Raw genomic sequence first — 22,033 nt, 5'->3', positions numbered from 1 at the left:
CTGGCATTCCCTCGCGCCGGCCTTTCGGGGCGCTGCGATGAAGGTCCTGTCGGTGTTCGGCACGCGACCGGAAGCGATCAAGATGGGGCCGCTGGTAAGGGCCTTGGCGGAGGCTGCGGACATCGAATCGGTGGTCTGCATCACCGGCCAGCACCGGGCGATGCTGGACCAGGTGATGTCGCTGTTCGCGATCACCGCCGACCATGACCTCGATGTCATGGTGCCCAACCAGACGCTCAATGGCCTGTGTTCCAAGCTGTTCGAACGGCTTGACGCGCTCTACACGCAGGTTCGCCCGGACCGGGTACTGGTGCACGGCGATACCACCACGGCGATGACCGCCGCACTGGCCGCGTTCCACCACCGCATTCCGATCGGTCACGTCGAGGCCGGCCTGCGCACCGGCGACATCAACCGGCCGTGGCCGGAGGAAATGAACCGGCGGGTGATCGATGTGGTCGGCCACCAGCTGTACGCGCCCACGCCCAGCTCGCGCGCCAACCTGGCCGGTGAACACCTGGGCGGGCAGATCCTGGTCACCGGCAATACCGTCATCGATGCCCTGCAGCAGACCGTAGAGCGGCTGGATGCCGACCCGGCGCTGCGTGCGCGGGCTGACGAACCCTTCCACATGCTTGACCCCGATCGTCGCCTGCTGCTGGTCACCGGCCATCGCCGCGAGAGTTTCGGCCAGGGCTTCGAGGACATCTGCCGTGCGCTGGCCGAGCTGGCGCGGCGGCCGGACCTGCAGGTGCTGTACCCGGTGCATCTCAACCCGAACGTGCAGGGCCCGGTCAACGCCCACCTCGGCCATCTCGACAACGTGCACCTGGTGCCGCCGCAGGACTACCTGCGCTTCGTGCGCCTGATGCAGCGCGCCGACGTCATCCTCACCGACTCCGGTGGCGTGCAGGAAGAAGCGCCTGCGCTGGCCAAGCCCGTGCTGGTCATGCGCGACGTCACCGAACGCCCGGAGGCGGTCGAGGCCGGAGTGGTGACGCTGGTCGGCACCAGGCCCTCGCGCATTGTCGAGGCGGTCAACGCGGCACTGGCACAACCACCGCACCCGACCCGCTTCGATCCCGACGCCAGCCCCTACGGCGATGGCCGTGCCAGCGCGCGCATCGTCGCCGCCCTGCGTGGCACGCCCCTTCCCGAATTCTCGCCCGGCCTCCGCAACAGCGGTGCCGCCCACTCCCATCCACGCGAAGTGACGCCATGACCCAGACCGGCCGCTCTCCCCTGTTTGCATCCGCCGCCGCGTTCGTCCTGTCGGGCGTGGTTGCCAGTGCCCATGCCGCCGACAGCGTCGCCGGCCAATTCGCCGAATGGAGCGGCGACAGCACGGTCAACCGGCAGATGACCCTGCGTGAACTCGGTTTCCGCCAACCGCTGGTGCTCAGCGGGCAGGAGAGCCAGCGCGAGGTCTACCTGCCGGTGCCGGCCGGCGTCGCCACCCGCGATGCGCAGCTGCAGCTGGACGGGCGCTACGTGCGCGGCCACGCCGGGCGCACTTCCGGTCTGTGGTCGGTCGATGGCGATCCGATCGCCGCGCGCTCGATCACCGACGCGCAGGGGGACGCCAGCCAGCTGCTGGCCATTGATGGCGAACCCCGCCAGAACGGCTTCGTGCGGGTCGGCGTCGGCTGGTGGTCGATCGTCTCCGACTACCAATGTGCCGACCAGAGCGCGCCGGCCAACGTGTTGCGGCTGTCGCCGGACTCGCGTTTCAGCTACCGCTTCGACGGCCGCGCCGTGGACACCGTGGCCAAGGCCTGGGGCGCGCTGCCACCGCAGGTGCGCCTGCTGGTGGACGGCAAGGCGCTGCAGGCGCCGGCCTACGATGCCGCCTGGCGCATCGGTACCGCGTTGCAGGCCGGTGGCAAGCAGGTGCAGGTGGTGGCGCTGCCCAAGGTCGGTGACAGTGTCGACCTGGCCGGCATCAGCATCCCGGCCAGCCTGCAGGGCGTGCCGGCCTACGCTGCGCTGGCGACGGGCGAGCGTGCGCATGTGATCAAGGATCTGGCTGAAGTTGGCGCGCTGCTGTCGCTGCGTGACAGCGGGCCCTTGGCCGCTGACGTGATGATCGGCAGTGATGCGCTGCGGGCCGGCGTACGCGCGGCACTGGACGCGCTGGCCGTACAGGTTGCGGCTACGGGTGCCGATGCGGGCGCTGCCTTCGCCGCGTGGCGCGGTACCGATATGGGCGGCCTGGAAAAGCCCACGGCCAATGCCTCGGTCAGCGTGGTCGCCGTTGCTGGCCGTCCGACGCTGGTGGTCGACCCGGCGGCGGCGGGCAAGGTCGCCGGGTTGTTCGCCGAACAGTGGCGCAGCTACGCGCTGGGCCGCAGCCTGCAGGTCAGCCAAGCGGGCACGCCGAAGCTCGACGGTGACCATGTGCTGTTGAGCCGGCTCGGCAACATCGCCGGCACGATGGAGGTGGTGACCCGCGCCGATCGCAGCGCCAGCTTCGACCTCGGCGCGCTGTCGGCCGATGGGCGCCTGCCCGAGGAAGTGGTGATCGATGTCTCGGCGGCGCCCAACGCCGCCGGGCAGGGCGCGGTGGCCACGATCCATTTCAACGATTACCTGCTGGGCGGCAAGGTGCTGTCGGCCAATGGCCAGCCGCAACGGCTGGTGGCCAAGGTGCCGGCCTACGCGCTGTCGGCGCGCAACGAGATCCGCGTCAGCTTCCTGCGCCAGCCGGCACGACCTTATTGCCACGATCCGGCCACCGCCTATCCGGTCTCGATCCTGCCCAGCAGCCACCTGACCCTGGCCAAGCGGTCGCTGGGCAGTGATTTCGTCGGCGCCAGCAGTCAGCTGTCGCGCGGCAACCAGGTGTTCGTGCCGGCCACGTGGCTGCAGGATGCACCGGCATCGCTGCGCAAGGTGATTGCGGTGGCCAGTGCAGTGGGTGCCTCGCCGGAGGCGTCGGAACTGAAGGTGGTCGATGCCGGTGCGGCGGTCAGCCCGGGTGCGCCGTGGCTGGCGTTCGGTGTGGCGCCATCGGGTGTCGATGTGGCCGGCCTGAAGGATGGCCACCTGCTGATCGGCGGCACGCCGCAGCCGCTGCTGGATGTCAGCGGGTTGGATCGTGCCGCGGTGGTGCAGGTCGGCACCGCCGGCGGACAGCTCGGCGTGCTGTACAGCGACCTGGGCGCACAGGCACCGTCATTCGGCGCACCGTTCCGGCTGCTGCGCGGTGATCTCGCCGTGCTCGACGGCAGTGATGCCGTGCGCGAATTCGACCGCCAGGATCCCTATGGCACGCGTATCGCGCAGGACGGCAATCCGCAATCGAAGTGGGAACGGCACATGGTCTGGTTGCTGCTGCTGGTCGGCGTGATCGTGTTCGCGCTGCTGGCCGCCCGCGTTACCCAGGTGCGCCGCCGCAAGTCCGCCAACACAGGGCACTGAGCCACCGTGGACGGTCTGTTCTGGAACATCCAGCTGGCCAACTACTACGCTGCCCTGGAAACCACGGCGGCGGCGGTGGCCGTGCTGATCCTGATCTCCAGTCTCGATGACCTGTTCATCGATGTCTGGTACTGGGTGCGCGAGAGCTGGCGGGCGCTCACCATCAAGCGTCGCGAGGCGTACCGGCCACTGAGCCAGGAAGACCTGCTGCAGCGGCCGCAACAGCCGCTGGCGATCATGGTGCCGGCGTGGATGGAGTACGACGTCATCGCGCAGATGGTGGAGAACATGATCAACGTACTCGACTACCGCGAGTACGTCGTGTTCGTCGGCACCTATCCCAACGACCAGCAGACCATCGACGAAGTGGAGCGCATGCGCCGCCGCTACAAGCGCCTGCGCCGCGTGGAAGTGCCGCATGACGGGCCGACCAGCAAGGCCGACTGCCTGAACTGGCTGATCCTGGCCATCTTCGATTACGAGAAACGCCACGACATCGAGTTCGCCGGGGTGATCCTGCACGACAGCGAGGACGTGCTGCACCCGATGGAACTGCGCTTCTACAACTACCTGCTGCCGCGCAAGGACATGATCCAGTTGCCGGTCACCTCGCTGGACCGCGAGTGGTACGAACTGGTGGCCGGCGTCTACATGGACGAGTTCGCCGAATGGCATGCCAAGGATCTGGTGGTGCGTGAAAGTGTTTCCGGCATGGTGCCGTCGGCGGGCGTCGGCACCTGCTTCTCGCGGCGTGCGCTGCTGGCACTGAGCGCGCAGACCGACAACCAGCCCTTCAACACCGACAGCCTCACCGAGGACTACGACGTCGGTGCGCGGCTGGCGGCGATGGGCATGCAGTCGATCTTCGCGCGCTTCCCGGTGCAGTTCCGCGTGCGTCGCCCGTCCTGGTTCGGCTGGGGCCCGGTACGCGAGCGCACCCAGCAGATGGCGCTGTGCGTGCGCGAGTACTTCCCCGACAACTTCCGAGCGTCGTACCGGCAGAAGGCGCGGTGGGTGCTGGGCATCGGGCTGCAGAGCTGGGAGTCGCTGGGCTGGCGCGGCTCGCTGGCCACCAAGTACCTGCTGGCGCGCGACCGCAAGGGCATCATCACCTCGTTCGTCAGCATCATCGCCTACCTCATCTTCCTGCAGCTGCTGCTGTTCTGGCTGCTGAAAATGACCGGGCTGTGGACGATGCAGTTTCCCAGCGTGTTCCAGGCCGGTACCTGGCAGATGAACGTGGCGCTGCTGACCACGGCGGCGTTGGCGACCCGGGTCGTGCAGCGCTTCTACTTCGTCAACCGGCTGTATGGCTGGGAGCATGCGCTGATGTCGATCCCGCGAATGGTGGTTGGCAACATGATCAATTTCATGGCCACCGCACGCGCGTGGAAGGTATTCCTGGCCTACCTGCTGTTCGGCAAGCGCATGGTCTGGGACAAGACCATGCACGACTTCCCGGATGCGGCGCAGCTGGTGCAGACCCGCAAGCAGCTCGGTGAGCTGTTGAGCACTTGGCAGGCGGTGGAACCCGAACGCCTGCAGCAGGCGTTGGATCAGCAGCAGGCAGGCCGCCAGCAGCCGTTGGGCCGCATTTTGCTCACCCAGGGCTGGCTGGATGATGAAACGCTGGCCGAGGCGATCGCCTTCCAGGGCGACCTGCCACGCGCGGTCATCGATGTGGACTACCTGCGCGCCTGCCAGTTCCCGGTCAGTGCCGATGCCTGCGTGCAATGGCGCATGCTGCCGCTGCCACCGCGCCAGCAAGGCACCCTGCGGCTGGCCGTGGCCAGCCCATTGCCCGAAGAGGCGTTGGCACTGCTGAAGCAGGAAACCCGCAGCGAGCACGTTGAACAGAGCATCGCCCGCGAAAGCGAAATCAACGCGGGCCTGCGCCTGATCGGCGGCGACCGGCAGTGGCACCTGAACAACGTGCCGCTGCTGGGCGACCTGCTGGTGGAGATGCGCCTGATCGACCACGCGCGGTTCGAGATTGCACTGGATGACTACATGCCGCAGCGCGACGGCCGCATCGGCGATTACCTGGTCAAGCAGGGCATCACCACCGAGGAGGCCGTGGCCCAGGCCATGCAGGAGCAGCGCCGACGTGCGGCCGCGCTGCAGTCACCGCCTCCCGGAGCCTTGCCGGCATGAAGACTACGCTGCTGTCCACTGTCATTGCCGTGGCACTGGCCAGCGCTGCGGTGCCGGTGCTGGCACAGGCCGACGCGGCACTGCCGCTGTCCGGTGCGGCCTACCGCGTCGCCGAGCAGGCGTTTGCCGCCTATGAGCGCGGCGACTACCCGGCGGCCTACCAGCAATCCACTGAAGCGATCCGGCTGCGCCCGGACGTGGTGCGGCTGCGCCTGCTGCAGATCTATGCGCTGCAGAAACTGGGGCGGGGTGCCGAGGCGCAGCAGCAGGCGCGTCGTGCACTGGACGCGGGGTTGAAGGATCCGGCGTTGCCGCCGCTGGCGGCTGCCACCGCTGCACGAAGCGCGGCCACGGGCGGCAAGGGTGCGCGCACGGCGTCCCCATCGCGTCCGGTTGGCAGCGCCGCAGACCGCAGCAGGCAGCAGGCCTACGCGCTGGCCACCGAAGCCTACGACGCCTATGACGCCGGGCGGATGGGAGAGGCGGCCGGCAAGGCCGAGCAGGCCTTCCGGCAGCAGCCGACGCAGGGTGCCTGGGCACTACTGTGGGTGGCCGCGCTGGAGGCACAGCAGCAGCCCGAACAGGCCGGCGCCGCCATTGCCACCGCGCTGCAGCTGGGCGCGCCGAATGCCGAGGCGCTGCGTGCCCGGCGCGTGGCGCTGGATCGACAGCGCGCGCTGCTGCAGGCCCAGCAGGCGTATCGGTCGCTGTCCACGCAGGATGATGCCGCGGCCGTTGCGCAGGCACGTGCCGCTGTCGAGCTGGCGCCGGAGGTGGCCACGTACCGGTTGCTGCTGATTACCACGCAGCTGCAACAGGGGCAGCTGGCCGACGCCGAGCGCAGTGCCGACCAGGCGTTGCAGGCCGATGACCAGGATCTCAATGCACGGGTGATGCGCGGTTACCTGCGCCAGCGCCAGGGCAATACCGCGCTCGCCAATGAGGACTTCGACAGCGCACTCGCTGCGCCAGGGTCAACAACGCAGCAGCGCAACGTGCGCCTGCTGGCGGTGGATGCGGCGCTGGCCAGTGCCGACCGCACGCGCGCCGCGGCGCTGCTGGCACCGCTGCAGTCGGCATTGCCAACGGATGCGGGCGATGCACGCGCGCAGCAGCTGCTGCGGCAGGGCATCGAGCAGCGCGCCAAGGCGGTCCGTTCCAGTCGCGAGCTTCCGCGTATGAGCGCGCAGACCTATCCGGCGCCGCTCCAGCACTGCCAGTCGGGCGACACCGGCACTGTCTGCGAGCTGATGCCGGTCGACCTGCAGGGCGACGGGGGCGCCGCACAGCGCGCCTATGCGGCCTACTCGCGTCAGGACTACGCCGAGGCCATAGGTGAGGCGCGGCAGGCCGTGCAGCTCGCACCGGACGACGCGAACCTGCAAGCCCTGCTGACCACCACGCTGGCAGCGGGCAACCGCGCACAGCAGGACGAAGCACGGCAGCGCCTGGATGCGGCACTGGCGCAGCGTCCTGATGACGCGGGGGCGCTGATGCAGCGCGGCTACCTCAACCAGAAGGCCGACGAACCGGTGCGCGCACTGGCCGACTTCCGTGCCGCCGAGGCCACGGGCAAGGCACCGAAAAGCGTGGTGCTCGACCAGGCCTACGCCAGCGCAGCCAACGGCGATCATCCACAGGCGGTGACCCTGCTGCGTAGCGCCATCGACCGCGCCGACGTCGGTGAGCTGCCGCTGGATGAGCATCAGCGCTACAACGTGCGCAATGCCATCGCCAACTATTCACGCGAGTGGGGCGTGATCGCCTCGGCCGGTTTCCGGGGGGCGCGCCAGGCCGCGACCAATGTCGGCGGCGCAGCGATCAGCACGCCGGGTGATTCGGTGTTCAGTACGCTGGAGGCGTTCTGGCGGCCCCCGGGCTTCAACGATCAGCATGGCACGCTGGAGCTCTACGCACGCCTGCTCAACACGCTGTACGACGAGGGCGGCACCTACGAGTCGATCCGCGCGGTGGATCCGTGCACCGGCGAATCAACGCCGGATGCGCGTGCTCGCGCCGAGCGCCTCAGTCATTCGCGCTCGACCACCGGCTGGCCGTCCACCATCGCCTCGTTCGGGTTGCGCTACGCGTTTGGCCAGACCGGTTTGAGCGCCGGCATCGAGCGCCGCCAGTTCCTGGGCAGCGCCACCCGCCAGGGCGAGGTCTACCCCGCATCGGCAGCCGTGCAGTGCCGCCTGCAGCTGGCCCTGAACCGGCCACTGGAAGCCAGCACGCTGGCGCGCTACCGCTTGGCCAGCGGTTCCGGTGGATGGATGTCCTACCTGACCTACGGTTATTACCACGGCACCGATCTGCGCACCGATGTGAACCAGTGGTGGATGGTCAGTGGCTATGCGCAGGGGGGATATACCTGGGACGACAACGGTGCCACCTTCACCCTCGACGCGCTCGATGCCAACGGCACGCCGGTGCGGCGCCTTGGCGAGGCCAACGGGCGCCTGCATCGCGAACAGTGGTTCGCTGCCGGTGAACTGCGCGCCGGGCGCAGCTTCCGTTTCGGTGCCGGGCAGACGCACTGGGTGGTCACACCCTATGTCGTGGTTGGCGCCGATTGGCTGGACCAGCGCTCGCGCGTGCGCGACATCCGTTATCCGCCGTTCCCGGCGCAGTCGTTCGCGCTCAACGATACGCAGCGCAGCTGGTCACTTGGCGCAGGGCCAGGCGTGGGCGTGCGTTACTGGTTCCGCGAGGACCACTACAACACGCCGCGTTCCTACCTGGACCTGACCGTGCAGTACCGCATCGCGATCGGCGGTGGTGATACGCAGCGTGCCAAGGGCCTGTTCGCCACCGCCATCCTCTACTACTGAGGCAGGCCCCAGCGTCGCCGCAGCGCTGCGGCCTGCGGTGTGTCCTGGGTCAGCCATGGCTCCAATGCATAGACCAGCACGTGCTGTGCGCCGCTGTCGCGTGCCCATGCCAACTGCCGCCGGATGCGCGTGGCATCGGCGGTTTCGCCCTTGAATCCGCTGCCGTCGGCGGGGCCGCCGGGCAGTTCGCGGAACAGTTCAACGATCGCATCGAAGCCGATGCTGTGCGCGTGGAAATGATCGAGCAGCGGTTGCAGCTGCTGCACGTTGCCGGCACCGGCCACCCCCACACCGTCCTGCACCATCGGCCGCACCACCGCTTGGGCCAGCACGGCCTGCCACAACGTGACCAGGTTGCCATCGGTCTGCAGGCGGCTGAAGTAGCAGGACATCGCGCAGTCGCCACCGCGTGCGCTGGTCGCCTGCACCAGCCCGTGCAGCCACTGCGCCAGCCAGTGCTGGCGGGCCGGATCGGCCCAGTGGTACTGCTCCAACTCGTAGGGCAGGTACCAGCCCCCGAAGGCCGGCTGCTGCGCCCAGGGCGCCTGTGCCAACCAGCTGCGTGCATGCGCCAGGCTCTCGGCCAGGAAGGTCTGCAGCGTGGCATCGTCTGCGCCGATGGCATGCCACCAGCGTTGCTGGAAGGGCAGGCCGACGCGGATGCGGATGTCGTTCTCGCTGGCGGCGGTGAACAGCTGCTGCAGGCTGCTGTCGGGCAACGACCAGTCGCCGTCGCTGCCACCGACGATGCCGGTCCACTGCAGCACCAGCTGCCGGCAGCCCAGCGTACGTGCAAGCTTCAAGGATCGTTGCCAGTCGGCCAGGTCCCACTGCAGGTGGCTGCGCCACGGCTGCAGGAAGGTGCCATCCACCTGCACCGGCAGCGAGCAGCCGGGCAGGGTGGCGAGCGTGCCGGCCAATGGCGCCAGCACTGCCGCACGCAGCAGCCGGCGGCGCAACGGCGAGGACGGATCAGCAGGAAGGACTGGCGGTGGCATGCCCGCATCATCCCAAAGCACCGTGCGCGGCAGGTGAACCACCGCCGGTAGTGCCGGCCGCTGGCCGGCACCGCCCAACACTTACTCCAACGCGTAGCGCAGGGTGAACAGCACCGCCACCAGCCACACCGCCGGATGCACTTCGCGCCAGCGCCCGGTACCGGCCTTCAGCGCGGCATAGGCGATGAAGCCGAACGCCAGGCCATTGGCAATCGAGTAGGTGAACGGCATCGCCAGTGCACACAGCGCGGCCGGCACCGATTCGGTCAGGTCGCTCCAGTCCACTTCCACCAGCTCACGCAGCATCAGCCCGGCCACGAACAGCAGTGCTGGCGCGGTGGCGTAGCTGGGCACCATCGCCGCCAGCGGCGAGAACAGCAGCGCGGCCAGGAACAGTGCCGATACCACCAGTGCGGTCAGGCCGGTACGGCCACCTACCTGCACGCCCGAGGCGCTTTCGGCAAACGCGGTGGTACTGCTGGTACCGAGCATCGAGCCGGCCACGATCGCCGTGCTGTCGGCCAGCAGCGCACGGCCGAAGCGCTTCTGCGCGCCCGGAAGTTTCAGCAGGCCGGCGCGACCGACCACGCCGTACAGCGTGCCGGTGGCATCGAACACTTCCACCAGCACGAATACCAGCACCACCTGCAGCAGCACCGCGATCGGCGCGCCGCCGTCATGGTGCAGCAGGCCCGGCAGGTCCAGCTGCAGGAAGGTCGGCGCCAGGCTCGGCGGCAGCGAGACCAGGCCCTGGTACTGCACGTCGCCCAATGCCCAACCAGCGCCGGTCACGGCCAGGATGCCGATCAGGATCGCGCCACGGATGCGACGCGCTTCAAGCACCGCGATCAGCAGAAAGCCGGCCAGCGCCAGCAGCGGCGGCGCCGTGTTCAACGGGCCCAGCGCCACCAGCGTGTCTTCATTGCCGACGATCACGCCGGATTTCTGCAGCGCGATGATCGCCAGGAACAGGCCGATGCCGGCCACGATGGCCGAGCGCAGCGACGAAGGAATACCCGACACCAGCCATGCACGCACACCGGTCAGCGACAGCACCAGGAACACCAGGCCGGAGATGAACACCGCGCCCAGTGCCTGCTGCCACGGCAGGCCGGCAGCGCCGACCACGGTGAAGGCGAAGAACGCGTTCAGGCCCATGCCGGGCGCCATGCCGACCGGGAAGTTGGCGGCCAGCGCCATCACCGCCGAACCCAGTGCAGCCGCCAGGCAGGTGGCCACGAACACCGCGCCCGCATCCATGCCGGTGGTGCCGAGGATCTCGGGATTGACGAAGACGATGTAGGACATCGTCAGGAAGGTGGTGACACCGGCCAGCAGCTCGGTGCGCACGGTGGTGCCGTGCTGTTGCAGCTGGAACAGGCGCTCGAACAGGGACATGGGGGAATCTCGCGACAATAATGCGTCACGACCAACGGTCGTGACCTACCCGAATGCAGAACGTGGGTACCGACCGTTGGTGGTGGGTGCCGACCGTTGGTCGGTACGCTCCACACCGTCACCACCAACGGTGGCGACCTACCAAAAGGAGAAAGGCCGCGCGAGCGCGGCCTTTCCTGTTGCCTTACTTCAGCGCCTTGAAGCGCAGGCGCTTCGGCGCGGCGTCGTCGCCCATGCGGCGGCGCTTGTCTTCTTCGTACTCGCGGTAGTTGCCCTGGAAGAACTCCACGTGCGAGTCGCCTTCGAACGCCAGGATGTGGGTCGCGATGCGATCCAGGAACCAGCGATCATGCGAGATGACGAAGGTGTTGCCCGGGAACTCCAGCAGCGCATCTTCCAGCGCACGCAGGGTTTCGATGTCCAGATCGTTGGACGGTTCGTCGAGCAGCAGCACGTTGCCACCCTGCAGCAGGGTCTTGGCCATGTGCAGGCGGCCACGCTCACCACCGGACAGCGAACCGACCATCTTCTGCTGGTCCTGGCCCTTGAAGTTGAAGCGGCCGATGTAGGCGCGCGACTGGATCTCGATGCCGTTGATGTTGAGGATGTCCAGGCCGCCAGCGATTTCCTGGAAGACGTTGTGGTTGCCTTCCAGCGCGTCGCGGCTCTGGTCCACGTAGGACAGCTTCACGGTCGGGCCGACCACGATCTCGCCGGTATCCGGCTTTTCCTGGCCGGTGATCATCTTGAACAGGGTCGACTTACCGGCACCGTTCGGGCCGATGATGCCGACGATGGCGCCGGCCGGCACCAGGAAGCTCAGGTTGTCGAACAGCAGGCGGTCGCCGAACTTCTTGGAGACGTTCTTGAACTCCATCACCGCATTGCCCAGGCGCTCGCCCGGCGGGATGAAGATTTCATTGGTCTCGTTGCGCTTCTGGTAATCGACCGACTGCAGCTCTTCCAGGCGGGCCAGACGGGCCTTGCCCTTGGTGCGGCCGCCCTTGGCGTTCTGGCGCGACCATTCCAGTTCCTTCTGGATCGCCTTCTGGCGGGCCTTTTCCTGGTTGTCTTCCTGCTTCAGGCGCTCATCCTTCTGGGTCAGCCAGTCGGTGTAATTGCCCTTCCACGGAATGCCGCGGCCGCGGTCCAGTTCCAGGATCCACTCGGCGGCGTTGTCCAGGAAGTAGCGATCGTGGGTGACCGCCACCACGGTGCCGGTGTAGCGCGCCAGGAACTGTTCCAGCCATTCCACCGACTCGGCGTCGAGGTGGTTGGTCGGTTCGTCGAGCAGCAGCATGTCCGGCTTCTGCAGCAGCAGGCGGCACAGCGCCACGCGGCGCTTTTCACCACCGGACAGCTTGCCGACCACGGCATCCCACGGCGGCAGACGCAGCGCATCGGCGGCCACGTCCAGCTGGTTCTCCAGGGTGTGCGCGTCGCCAGCGGCCAGGATCGCCTCCAGGCGCTCCTGTTCCTTGGCCAGCGCGTCGAAGTCGGCGCCTTCCTCGGCGTAGGCCAGGTACACCGCGTCCAGCGCGGCCTGGGCCTGCAGCACTTCGCCCACGCCTTCCTCGACCGCTTCACGCACGGTCTTGGTCGGGTCCAGTTCCGGTTCCTGCGCCAGGTAGCCGACCTTGATGCCCGGCTGCGGGCGGGCTTCGCCCTCGAAATCGGTGTCCACGCCGGCCATGATCTTCAGCACGGTGGACTTGCCGGCGCCGTTCAGGCCCAGCAGGCCGATCTTCGCGCCCGGGAAGAAGGACAGCGAGATGTCCTTGATGATCTGCCGCTTGGGCGGGACCACCTTGGACACGCGGTTCATGGTGTAGATGTATTGCGAGGACATGCGGTCTCCGTAGGCGCGGCCCTGCGCCCGATCCGTCACGGGAACATCCCGTTGCGGCAGCGGGCACAGACTGAAATGGAATACCGCCAATTATAGCCGGAACCGGTTCCGGGCCGCGCCCGGGCAGGGGCGCCGGGCTGGCCGCGGCCTGAATACCCGGTCACAGTCCTGTAGCGGGAAGCGTTTCCAGCCGGAAACGGTTCAGATCGGGTGCGCAATATGGGCTCACCACCCACCCAAGCAGAGGTCTGACATGCGCATCAATCGAATAATGGCCGGCGCCGTGGCCTCTGTGCTGGCGCTCGGCGCCGTGGCCCCGGCCTTCGCCGACAACGACCATCGCCGCGGCCATGACCGCCGTGAATGGCGCGAGGATCGCCGCGAGTGGCGCCAGGATCGCCGCGACTGGGAGCGCGACCGCCGCGAGGCCCGGCGCGACTACCGCCATGACCGCCGTGACTGGCACCGCGACCATGACCGCTACTACCGCCCGGCACCGCCGCGCGTGGTCTATCGCCCGGCCTATGGCCCCGGCTACGGCTGGAAGGTCGGCCACCGCTACCGCGACTATTACCGCGGCCCGGTCTACGTGGTGAACGACTACCCGCGCTACCACCTGCGTCGCCCGCCGTATGGCCACCACTGGATCCGCGATGACCGCGGCAACATGCTGCTGGTCGCCATCGCCACCGGTGTGATCGCCCAGTACGTGCTCAGCAACCGCTGAGCCGGCGGCCCTATCCACGCATGGCGTGGATCTACCGGTACGCCGGGGCCAGCGCAATCGAAACCATACGGGGTCGGATTCCTTCGGGGATGCCGGCCCCGTTCATTTCGGCCCCGGCAGCCCGGCGCGGGGCTACAATCGGGGGCTGAGCCGTACCCCCTTTTCCCTGCCTGCTGGAGTACCCGATGTTCCCGCGTGACGTCCGCATCGAATCCTACGATCCCGAACTGGCCAAGGCCATCGCCGCTGAGACCCAGCGCCAGGAAGACCACGTCGAGCTGATCGCCAGCGAGAACTACACCAGCCCGGCGGTGATGGAAGCCCAGGGCAGCCAGCTGACCAACAAGTACGCCGAAGGCTACCCGGGCAAGCGCTATTACGGCGGCTGCGAATACGTGGACATCGCCGAGCAGCTGGCGATCGACCGCCTCAAGCAGCTGTTCGGCGCCGACTACGCCAACGTGCAGCCGCACAGCGGCTCGCAGGCCAACCAGGCCGTGTACTTCGCTCTGCTGCAGCCGGGTGACACCATCCTCGGCATGAGCCTGGCCCACGGCGGCCACCTCACCCACGGTGCCAAGGTGAACGCCTCGGGCAAGCTGTTCAACGCCGTGCAGTACGGTGTGAACGACCAGGGCCTGATCGATTACGACGAAGTCGAGCGCCTGGCTCTGGAGCACAAGCCGAAGATGGTCGTGGCCGGCTTCTCGGCCTACTCGCAGGTGATCGACTGGGCGCGCTTCCGCGCCATCGCCGACAAGGTCGGTGCCTACCTGTTCGTCGACATGGCCCATGTCGCCGGCCTGGTCGCCGCTGGCGTCTACCCGAGCCCGCTGGAACACGCGCACGTGGTCACCTCGACCACCCACAAGACCCTGCGCGGCCCGCGCGGCGGCATCATCGTCGCTAAGGGCGCCGACGAAGACCTGGTCAAGAAGCTGCAATCGATCGTGTTCCCGGGCATCCAGGGCGGTCCGCTGATGCACGTCATCGCCGGCAAGGCCGTGGCCTTCAAGGAAGCGCTGGAACCGGGCTTCAAGGCCTACCAGCAGCAGGTGGTGAAGAACGCCCAGGCGATGGCCAACACGCTGATCGCGCGCGGCTACAAGATCGTCTCCGGCGGCACCCAGAACCACCTGATGCTGGTCGACATGATCGGCAAGGACGTGTCCGGCAAGGACGCGGAAGCCGCGCTGGGCAAGGCCCACATCACCGTCAACAAGAACTCGGTGCCGAACGACCCGCGTTCGCCGTTCGTCACTTCGGGCCTGCGTCTGGGCACCCCGGCGGTGACCACCCGTGGTTACGTCGAACAGGATTGCGTGGACCTGGCCAACTGGATCGCCGACGTGCTCGACGCACCGAACGATGACGCCGTCATCGCCCGCGTGCGCGACGCCGTCAGCGCGCAGTGCCGCAAGTACCCGGTCTACGGCTGATCGCAGCAGGGGTCGGATCCCTTCCCGCCGGGAAGGGCTCCGACACCGGTATGGGAGTAACCGCGCATGGATGAGCGCCACCTCAAGTACCTCTACACCGCGCTGGCGGTGCTGTTCGGCCTGCCCAGCCTGGCGATGGGCGGCGCGGCGGCGACGATGCTGCTGCTGATGGGGCTGGGCCAGTTCGGCCATGGCACGCTGGCCTCGGTGACGGTGATGCCGCTGTGGGGCCTGGCTGGCATTGCCGGCTGCCTGGCCTGGTTGTGGCTCAGCGCGGGTTTTCTGCTGCAGGGGCGTGCCGGGTTGCACGTGCACCGCCTCTGGTGGTGGATGCTGCTGGCGGGCGGTCTCGCCGCCTTGCCGCCGCTGGGGCTGGCGCTGTGGTGGGGCATCGCCGTGCACGGCGAAGGCCTCGGCTTGTTGCTGCTGGGCCCGTCGATGCTGGTGCCGGCTGCGATGCTGGTGTGGATCAAACGCCGCGGATGATGCGGCCCAGGGAAGGAAACCGAACGCATGGATGAGCGTCTGCACAAACGCTGGATGGCCATTGCCGGCCTGTTGGTGGGCCTGCCCACGGTGGCCGCCGGAGGCACGGGTGCCGTGCTGGGTCTGATGGTCGTATGGGATGGCAAGTACCTGACCGGTGACGAGTACAGGATCCTGCTGCTGTGGTCGTCGGCCGGGATCATCGGCCTGCTGTCGTGGTTGTGGCTGAGCGGCCTGTTCCTGTGGCGCGGTGTCAGCGGCCTGCGCCAATCGCCGGTTGTCGCCTGGGTCGGCCTGGCGCTGGGGGCCCTGGCCGCGCTGGGCGTGGTTGGCGCCACGCTGTACTTCACCTTCAAGCACGGGGAGATCTCGACCCTGGCCTTCCTCGGGTTCGGCCCGCCGTTGCTGGTGATGGCAGGGCATCTGGCGTGGCTGCGTTGGGCGCGCGAGGCCTCGGCGCCGCCGGCACCCGGTTGAACGCGCAGCCGTGACCGCGCTGGCGGCTCTGTTCGGCCGAAATGCAGGCACTTCCGCGCAGACAGCATTTGCTGCGGGGCCCTTTCTCAGGTACCTTTGCGACGCTGCCATGACCGTGGCAATAGGTACTTTCCTGAGCCAGGCGTTCCATGCACTGCCCCTTCTGCCAACATGCCGATACCCGGGTCATCGACTCGCGCGTCTCCGAAGACGGCGCGACGATCCGTCGTCGGCGTGAATGCGAAGCCTGTGGCGAGCGCTTCAGCACCATGGAAACGGTGGAGTTGAAACTGCCCGCCATCGTCAAGAGCGATGGCACTCGTGAAGCATTCGACCAGCGCAAGGTCCGCGCTGGCTTCGACCGCGCGCTGCAGAAGCGTGCGGTGGCCGAAGACAAGATCGAAGCGGCGGTACGCGCCGTGGTCCACCAGCTGCGCATCAGCGGCGAGCGCGAAGTGCCCTCGATCAAGGTCGGCGAGTTCGTCATGAACGAATTGCGCAAGCTCGACCATGTCGGCTACGTACGCTTCGCGTCGGTCTACCGCAGCTTCGAGGACGTGGCCGATTTCCGCGAGGAGATCGAGAAGCTGGAGCGTGATCTGCCCTCCAGTACCGAACAGCTGCAGCTGCTGGGCGACGTGATCGCCCTGACCAAGAAGAAGAAGGGCTGACCGCCCCGGTAGATGCCAACCTTGGTTGGCACCGATGGCACATCCACTGGTGGGTGCCAACCGTTGGTTGGCACTGATGGCATGGATCCACACCAACGGCGCTACCATGGCCGCATGACCACCCCGTTCTCCGTTCTCGACCACCTGCACATGGCCAACGCACTGCGCTTGGCCGAGCGTGCTGCCTACACCACCCGCCCCAACCCGATGGTCGGCTGCGTGATCGCCCACGGCGAACGCGTGGTCGGGCAAGGCTGGCACCAGCGCGCCGGTGGACCGCACGCTGAGGTGTTCGCGCTGCGCGAGGCCGGAAGCGAGGCCCGCGGTGCCACCGCCTACGTCACGCTGGAACCGTGTGCGCACTATGGGCGTACGCCGCCGTGTGCGCTGGCCCTGATTGAAGCGGGCGTGTCGCGCGTGGTTGCCGCCATGCGCGATCCATTCCCGAAGGTCGATGGCGGTGGCTTTGATCTGCTGCGCAACGCCGGCATCGAGGTTGCCGAAGGGCTGATGGCGGCGCAGGCGCGTGAGCTCAACAAAGGCTTCCTGTCGCATGTGGAGCGCAACCGGCCGTGGCTGCGGGTGAAGCTGGCGGCCAGCCTTGATGGCCGTACCGCGATGGCCGATGGCAGCTCCAAGTGGATCACCGGGCCGGCCGCGCGCGAAGACGTGCAGCACTGGCGCGCGCGTGCGGGTGCGATCCTCACCGGCGCCGACACGGTGCTGGCTGATGATCCGATGCTGACCGTGCGCCTGGCCGATACCGAGGTTGTGCCACCACTGCGCGTGGTGCTGGATTCGCGCCTGCGTTCGCTCGAATGCAGCCGTGTGCGCGAGGGCGGGGCACCGACGCTGTATCTGCACGCTGCTGCAGTGAGTGCACCGGATGCGGTCGACGCAGAATTTGCCAGCGTGCCCAGTGCTGACGGCCGTCTCGATCTTGGCGCGGTGCTGGCACTGCTGGCCGAACGCGGCATCAACGAGGTGCATACCGAAGCCGGCGCGACGCTGGCCGGTGCCTTGCTGCGCGGTGACTGGGTAGACGAACTACTGCTGTATCAGGCGCCTACGCTGCTGGGCGACAACGGCCGCCCGCTGCTGGCCGGTATCGGTATCGATGCCATGGACCAGCAGCGTCGCCTGCGTGTGGTTGACCAGCGTCAGGTCGGCGAGGACATCAGGCTGCTGCTGCGCCCTTGAGGGAATGACGCGAAGCAGGGGCGACGCCCTTGTCGTCAGGCATCCTCCTCGTCTTCTTCGCCGATGGGGCACTGGCCCTTCCACTGCTGCTTCCACAGCGCATGCAGGTTGCGGCAGTACGCGCCCAGTGCCTCGCCCGGCAGGTTCTTCGCCTTCAATCGCAGCTGGTGACGGGTAAAACCGTCGTCGTACTCATGCGGCAATACCAGCACTGCGCACTGATCGTGGTACATCAGGAACGCGTGGCAGTCGTCGTCTTCGCTCATCCACGCATCCAGCTGCCTGTCGCTCAGCAGGGTTGACTCGAAGGCAACCGCTGGGATGACCGAGAAGGTCGTAATCCTGGACTTGGGAGCTTTGGCTTGCCCGCACGCCACAAGCGCCAGCAGCGTCAGCAACATGACCGTGGTCGACGTCGTGCGGTGTTTCATGCGGTTGCCCCGATGGAAGAGGGCAACAGCATTGACCATGCGGGCCACACAGGGCCATGCAACGGTTCTGAAAGTGCGGCCGCCCTCGTCGTCGGCGACAATGAGCCGAGCGAGCGCTCGGCTCTACACGCGGCTCACGCGCACTCGTCGGTCCACATCATCTCGGCGATCGGGCGCAGTGCCTTGCACTCCTGCGTCATCTCATCGGTCGACTGTACCTGTGCCTTGGCCTTCAGCTCCTCGGCCATGGCGTCCACGCCGCTGATCTGGTCCGGTGCGATCTTCGCCACGCAGGCACGATGCTGCTGCAGCAACAGGTCGCAGCCCGGTACGCCGGTCACCTTCGGCGCGTTGGCCGCCTGCGCGTCCTGCATCCAGTCCTCGAACGGTGCCAGCGCACCGGCCACGGTGCCCACCAGGTCATCGAAGTTGCCGCTGTACCAGTAGCCGTTGTCCTTGGCCGGGTACAGGGTGAAGGTGCCGCTGACCGGCACGCGCGCGCCACTCTGCAGCGCCTGGGTATAGGCATCGGTGAACTGCTTGCGCGAGGCCGGGCTGGCATCGGATGCGAGGCTGGCGGCGAACAGCGGGCGCACCTTGCCCAGGTCGGGCAGCTGGCAGCTGTAGGTGATCCGCGCCAGCTTCTGGTCTTCAACGTATTCGTTGTCTTCGATCACGCTCTTGGTCGCGCGGCACTTCGAATCACGCAGCGCCTTGGCATACAGCGCTTCGGTGGCTGCAGCGTCTACCTTGGCGCCGGTGCTGGCCAGTACGGTCTGCCAGGGTTCGGCCAATGCCTTGGCCAGCGCACCCGGGTTCGGGGTCACAGCGTCCTGGCCTTCGAATGCCGGTTTCAGTGCGTCGTTGAGCGCGCGCGTGGCGGTCGCGTCGTCTTCCAGCAGGGTGCGTGCATACAGGTCGAACGCCTGTTCGGGCGACAGCGTGGCCGGGGCGGCCGTGGCGATCAGCGGGGCGCACAGCAGCATGCTGGCCAGCAGAGTACGGGTGGGGGTCTTCATGACGGTGTTTTCCTGTTCCAGAGGCGCGCAAGCCTAGCGCATCTGCGTGGACTTTCGATGGCGCGATGGGGTCTCGAGGTCGTGTATGCCGGCCAAAAAAACGGGCCCCTTGCGGGGCCCGTTCGATCGCACGACGAGGAGCGATCGCTGGATCAGAAGCTGGCGCGGACGCCGGCCGAGTACTGGGTGACGTCGCGGTAGCCGGAGATCTCGCCCACCAGACCCCAGGTCTTGGTGAAGTTGATCTGGCCACCGATGGTGCCGACCCAGGTGCCCTTGTAGTTGTTGCCGCCGTCCATGTAACCGGCCTTGGCCCAGGCTTCGGTCATGCGCGACGGCTTGCCGCGGATGCCCATGGTGGCGCGGGCCAGGTTGGTGTGGTCCTTGTAGCGGTCGCTGTAGCCGTCATAACGATCGGTCAGCTCAGCGTTCTGGCGCACCCAGGCGATGTCGGCGGTGAAGTCGACGCGGTCGGTCCACGGCATGTGGTAGCCGATACCCAGCTCCGGCTGATTCAGTTCAACCTTCAGCGAACCGTCGCTGTAGTGATAGGTCTTGCTGGTGCGCGACCAGCCACCAAACACGTAGACCTGTTCGGCGATGGCCACGGAGCCTCGCAGGTAGCCGCCGTCGACCTTCGGGTCGTCCAGTGCGTTGTCGTCAACCTTGACCTGCGTCCAGCCGCCTTCAACGTAGGTGTAGCTCAGGGCGTCGGCCGAAGCCGAGAGCGGGGCGGCGGCCAGCAGGGCGGCCACGATCAGCATCTTGCGCATGGGAATTCCTGTGAATTTCAGTCCTTTGGCGGGCATGCCCAGCGGGCTGCCCGTGGCGACCTCATGTCGTCCGGGGCAGAATTTTAATGAAAGTTTTACAAATTGCGAGCGACGGCCGTCACAGCTGTGGCATCCGACCCCGTTCAGCACGGGCTGGTACACTAGCCACGCCGGTTCGCCGGTACACAAACGTCTTCAGGGCGGGGTGCAATTCCCCACCGGCGGTAGGTGCGCAAGCACGAGCCCGCGAGCGCCCCGGCCCACGGCCGGGGGTCAGCAGATCCGGTCCAATGCCGGAGCCGACGGTCATAGTCCGGATGAAAGAAGACGGTGCCACAGGGCTCATGCCCTGCGTGCGCCTGTTTGCCTTGCGGCGTTTTTCGCTCACTTTTCGCGGAGAACGTTACTTGTTTACTGGAATCATCGAAGGCGTCGGCCGTCTGGCCGCACGCGAATCCATCGGCGGCGATGTCCGCTTCACCTTCAATGTCGGGACTCTGCCGTTCGACAACGTGCAGATGGGCGAGAGCATTGCCATCAACGGCGTCTGCCTCACCGTCATCGCATTCGACGCCAGCAGCTTCCAGGCCGATGCCTCCACCGAGACCCTGGGCCTGACCACGCTCGGCCAGCTGGGCGAGGGTGCGGTCATCAACCTGGAACGCGCCATGCGCCCGACCGACCGCCTCGGCGGCCATCTGGTCAGCGGCCACGTCGACGGCCTCGGCCAGGTGCTGTCCATCCACGAAGACGCGCGTGCCCAGCGTTGGCGTTTCGCAGCTCCGGCCTCGCTGCGCCGCTACATCGCCAAGAAGGGCTCGATCTGCGTGGACGGCGTCAGCCTCACCGTCAACGAAGTGGACGATGAAGGTTTTGAAGTCGCCCTGATCCCGCACACGGTGGCCAACACCGCCTTCTCCGCCGCAGGCGTGGGCAGTGCGGTCAACCTTGAAATCGATCTGGTCGCCCGATACGTGGAGCGCCTGATCAGTGTGCCGGCCAACGGCCAGCACCCGCATGGAGATGCAGCATGAATTTCGCCCCGATTCCGGAGATCCTGGAAGACATCCGCCTGGGCCGCATGGTCGTCATCGTCGATGACGAAGACCGCGAGAACGAAGGCGACCTGATCATGGCCGCCGAGCTGGTCAAGGCCAGCGACATCAACTTCATGGTCACCCATGGCCGTGGCCTGGTGTGCCTGCCGCTGAACCGCACCCGCGCCGCCGATCTCGGCCTGGCGCCGATGGTGCAGGCCAATACCGCGCAGTTCCAGACCAATTTCACGGTCAGCATCGAGGCCGCCGAGGGCGTCACCACCGGCATCTCGGCGCATGACCGCGCGCATACCATCCGCACCGCGGTGAAGCCCAACGCCAAGCCGTCGGACCTGCACCAGCCGGGCCACATCTTCCCGCTGATCGCTCAGCCGGGCGGCGTGCTGACCCGCGCCGGCCACACCGAGGCGGCCGTGGACATGGCCATGCTGGCCGGGCTGGAACCGGCCGGCGTGCTGGTGGAGATCCTGAACCCGGATGGCAGCATGGCACGCCGCCCGGAGCTGGAAGTGTTTGCCCGCGAGCACGGCCTGAAGATGGGCTCCATCGCCGACCTGATCGCCTACCGTCTGGCCACCGAGAAGACCGTCGAGCGCGTCGATGAACGCGACATCGATACCGAATTCGGCCCGTTCAAGCTGGTCACCTATCGCGACCGCATCGCCCACGACGTGCATTTCGCCCTGGTGCGCGGCACTCCGGATGCCGAAACGCCGACCCTGGTGCGCGTGCAGGTGGAAAACCCGCTGGCCGACCTGCTGCACTGGCGCCGCGATGACTTCGGCGTGGCTGCCACCGATGCCCTGCGCGCGATCGATGCCGAAGGCGCCGGCGTGATGGTGGTGCTGTCGGCCCCGCGCGACGGCGAGGCCCTGCTGGCCCGCCTGCGCCAGCAGCCGGCGCCGGTGGTGCCGGGCAAGGACAAGGACGTGAGCCAGTGGCGCCGCAATGGTGCTGGCGCGCAGATCCTGTCCGACCTGGGCCTGGGCAAGCTGCGCGTACTGGGCACCCCGCGCCGCCAGATCGGCCTGGCCGGCTACGGCCTGGAAGTGGTGGAGACGGTGACCCTGTAATGGGTAGTGCCTGTCTCTTATACACATCT

18 protein-coding genes and 1 riboswitch are annotated in these 22,033 nt (G+C 67.4%); of the genes, 12 read left to right on the top strand and 6 right to left on the bottom strand.

Translation table 11 applies throughout. The features are described from left to right. The first annotated feature begins 37 nt into the window (after positions 1-37). The 4 genes from wecB to AC5O77_RS06025 are packed head-to-tail and all read left to right on the top strand — an operon-like array spanning position 38 to position 8,405. Positions 38-1,222, top strand: coding sequence for a non-hydrolyzing UDP-N-acetylglucosamine 2-epimerase (gene wecB / locus AC5O77_RS06040; protein WP_049399830.1), 1,185 nt, complete (start codon positions 38-40; stop codon positions 1,220-1,222). Then, complete coding sequence (locus tag AC5O77_RS06035) at positions 1,219-3,420, top strand: hypothetical protein (protein ID WP_478057667.1); 2,202 nt, start codon at positions 1,219-1,221, stop codon at positions 3,418-3,420. The genes wecB and AC5O77_RS06035 overlap by 4 nt, the downstream gene beginning before the upstream one ends. Positions 3,421-3,426: 6 nt before the next feature. Further along, entirely contained in the window at positions 3,427-5,574 is a 2,148-nt protein-coding gene (locus AC5O77_RS06030) for a glycosyl transferase family protein (protein WP_478057666.1), read from the top strand. Beyond that, positions 5,571-8,405, top strand: coding sequence for an NfrA family protein (locus tag AC5O77_RS06025; RefSeq protein WP_478057665.1), 2,835 nt, complete (start codon positions 5,571-5,573; stop codon positions 8,403-8,405). The genes AC5O77_RS06030 and AC5O77_RS06025 overlap by 4 nt, the downstream gene beginning before the upstream one ends. Here the strand turns inward: AC5O77_RS06025 and AC5O77_RS06020 are convergent. The 3 genes from AC5O77_RS06020 to ettA form a co-directional block, all read right to left on the bottom strand. Further along, the gene (locus AC5O77_RS06020) at positions 8,399-9,403 is read right to left on the bottom strand and encodes a DUF4434 domain-containing protein (RefSeq protein ID WP_478057664.1); all 1,005 of its coding nucleotides are present in this window, start codon (positions 9,401-9,403) and stop codon (positions 8,399-8,401) included. The genes AC5O77_RS06025 and AC5O77_RS06020 overlap by 7 nt on opposite strands. Positions 9,404-9,484: 81 nt before the next feature. After that, entirely contained in the window at positions 9,485-10,801 is a 1,317-nt protein-coding gene (locus tag AC5O77_RS06015; RefSeq protein ID WP_005408048.1) for an NCS2 family permease, read from the bottom strand. A 184-nt stretch (positions 10,802-10,985) separates the two neighbouring features. Further along, positions 10,986-12,650, bottom strand: a complete 1,665-nt coding sequence (gene ettA / locus AC5O77_RS06010) for an energy-dependent translational throttle protein EttA (protein ID WP_005412220.1) — start codon at positions 12,648-12,650, stop codon at positions 10,986-10,988. Positions 12,651-12,903: 253 nt separating this feature from the next. On the opposite strand from ettA, the gene AC5O77_RS06005 reads away from it, so the two are divergent. From AC5O77_RS06005 to ribD, 6 genes are all read left to right on the top strand, one after another. Beyond that, positions 12,904-13,377, top strand: coding sequence for an RcnB family protein (locus tag AC5O77_RS06005; RefSeq protein ID WP_087921504.1), 474 nt, complete (start codon positions 12,904-12,906; stop codon positions 13,375-13,377). A gap of 185 nt (positions 13,378-13,562) precedes the next feature. Further along, entirely contained in the window at positions 13,563-14,816 is a 1,254-nt protein-coding gene (gene glyA / locus AC5O77_RS06000; RefSeq protein ID WP_010481990.1) for a serine hydroxymethyltransferase, read from the top strand. Between the two features lie 66 nt (positions 14,817-14,882). Beyond that, positions 14,883-15,302, top strand: coding sequence for a hypothetical protein (locus AC5O77_RS05995; RefSeq protein WP_100437869.1), 420 nt, complete (start codon positions 14,883-14,885; stop codon positions 15,300-15,302). Positions 15,303-15,329: 27 nt separating this feature from the next. Then, positions 15,330-15,779, top strand: coding sequence for a hypothetical protein (locus tag AC5O77_RS05990; RefSeq protein WP_478057663.1), 450 nt, complete (start codon positions 15,330-15,332; stop codon positions 15,777-15,779). A gap of 149 nt (positions 15,780-15,928) precedes the next feature. Then, positions 15,929-16,450: a transcriptional regulator NrdR gene (gene nrdR, locus AC5O77_RS05985; RefSeq protein WP_004143350.1), complete on the top strand. Its 522-nt coding sequence runs from the start codon at positions 15,929-15,931 to the stop codon at positions 16,448-16,450. 114 nt (positions 16,451-16,564) lie between these two features. Further along, positions 16,565-17,650: a bifunctional diaminohydroxyphosphoribosylaminopyrimidine deaminase/5-amino-6-(5-phosphoribosylamino)uracil reductase RibD gene (gene ribD / locus AC5O77_RS05980; protein WP_478057662.1), complete on the top strand. Its 1,086-nt coding sequence runs from the start codon at positions 16,565-16,567 to the stop codon at positions 17,648-17,650. Between the two features lie 35 nt (positions 17,651-17,685). Here ribD and AC5O77_RS05975 read toward each other — a convergent pair whose 3' ends face one another. The 3 genes from AC5O77_RS05975 to AC5O77_RS05965 all read right to left on the bottom strand — a co-directional run bounded on the left by AC5O77_RS05975 (position 17,686) and on the right by AC5O77_RS05965 (position 19,873). Continuing rightward, positions 17,686-18,120 carry a hypothetical protein gene (locus tag AC5O77_RS05975; protein ID WP_478057661.1) on the bottom strand — a complete coding sequence of 145 codons (435 nt, stop codon included), beginning with the start codon at positions 18,118-18,120 and terminating at the stop codon, positions 17,686-17,688. A gap of 95 nt (positions 18,121-18,215) precedes the next feature. Further along, positions 18,216-19,100, bottom strand: coding sequence for a hypothetical protein (locus AC5O77_RS05970; RefSeq protein ID WP_478057660.1), 885 nt, complete (start codon positions 19,098-19,100; stop codon positions 18,216-18,218). 152 nt (positions 19,101-19,252) lie between these two features. Then, positions 19,253-19,873, bottom strand: coding sequence for a hypothetical protein (locus AC5O77_RS05965; protein WP_107432420.1), 621 nt, complete (start codon positions 19,871-19,873; stop codon positions 19,253-19,255). A 187-nt stretch (positions 19,874-20,060) separates the two neighbouring features. Continuing rightward, positions 20,061-20,206: riboswitch (FMN riboswitch) on the top strand. Positions 20,207-20,280: 74 nt separating this feature from the next. Between AC5O77_RS05965 and AC5O77_RS05960 the strand changes: the two genes are divergently transcribed. Further along, the gene (locus AC5O77_RS05960) at positions 20,281-20,907 is read left to right on the top strand and encodes a riboflavin synthase (RefSeq protein WP_121504934.1); all 627 of its coding nucleotides are present in this window, start codon (positions 20,281-20,283) and stop codon (positions 20,905-20,907) included. Beyond that, positions 20,904-22,004 (top strand): 3,4-dihydroxy-2-butanone-4-phosphate synthase, encoded by a 1,101-nt coding sequence (ribB, locus tag AC5O77_RS05955; protein ID WP_125894905.1) that lies wholly within the window; start codon positions 20,904-20,906, stop codon positions 22,002-22,004. The genes AC5O77_RS05960 and ribB overlap by 4 nt, the downstream gene beginning before the upstream one ends. The last annotated feature ends 29 nt before the right edge of the window (positions 22,005-22,033 follow it).

The organism is Stenotrophomonas sp. INTA L402-1 (assembly GCF_059295135.1).
The sequence above is the reverse complement of the archived record's forward strand: the minus strand, read 5'-3'. Positions and strand labels throughout refer to the sequence as shown.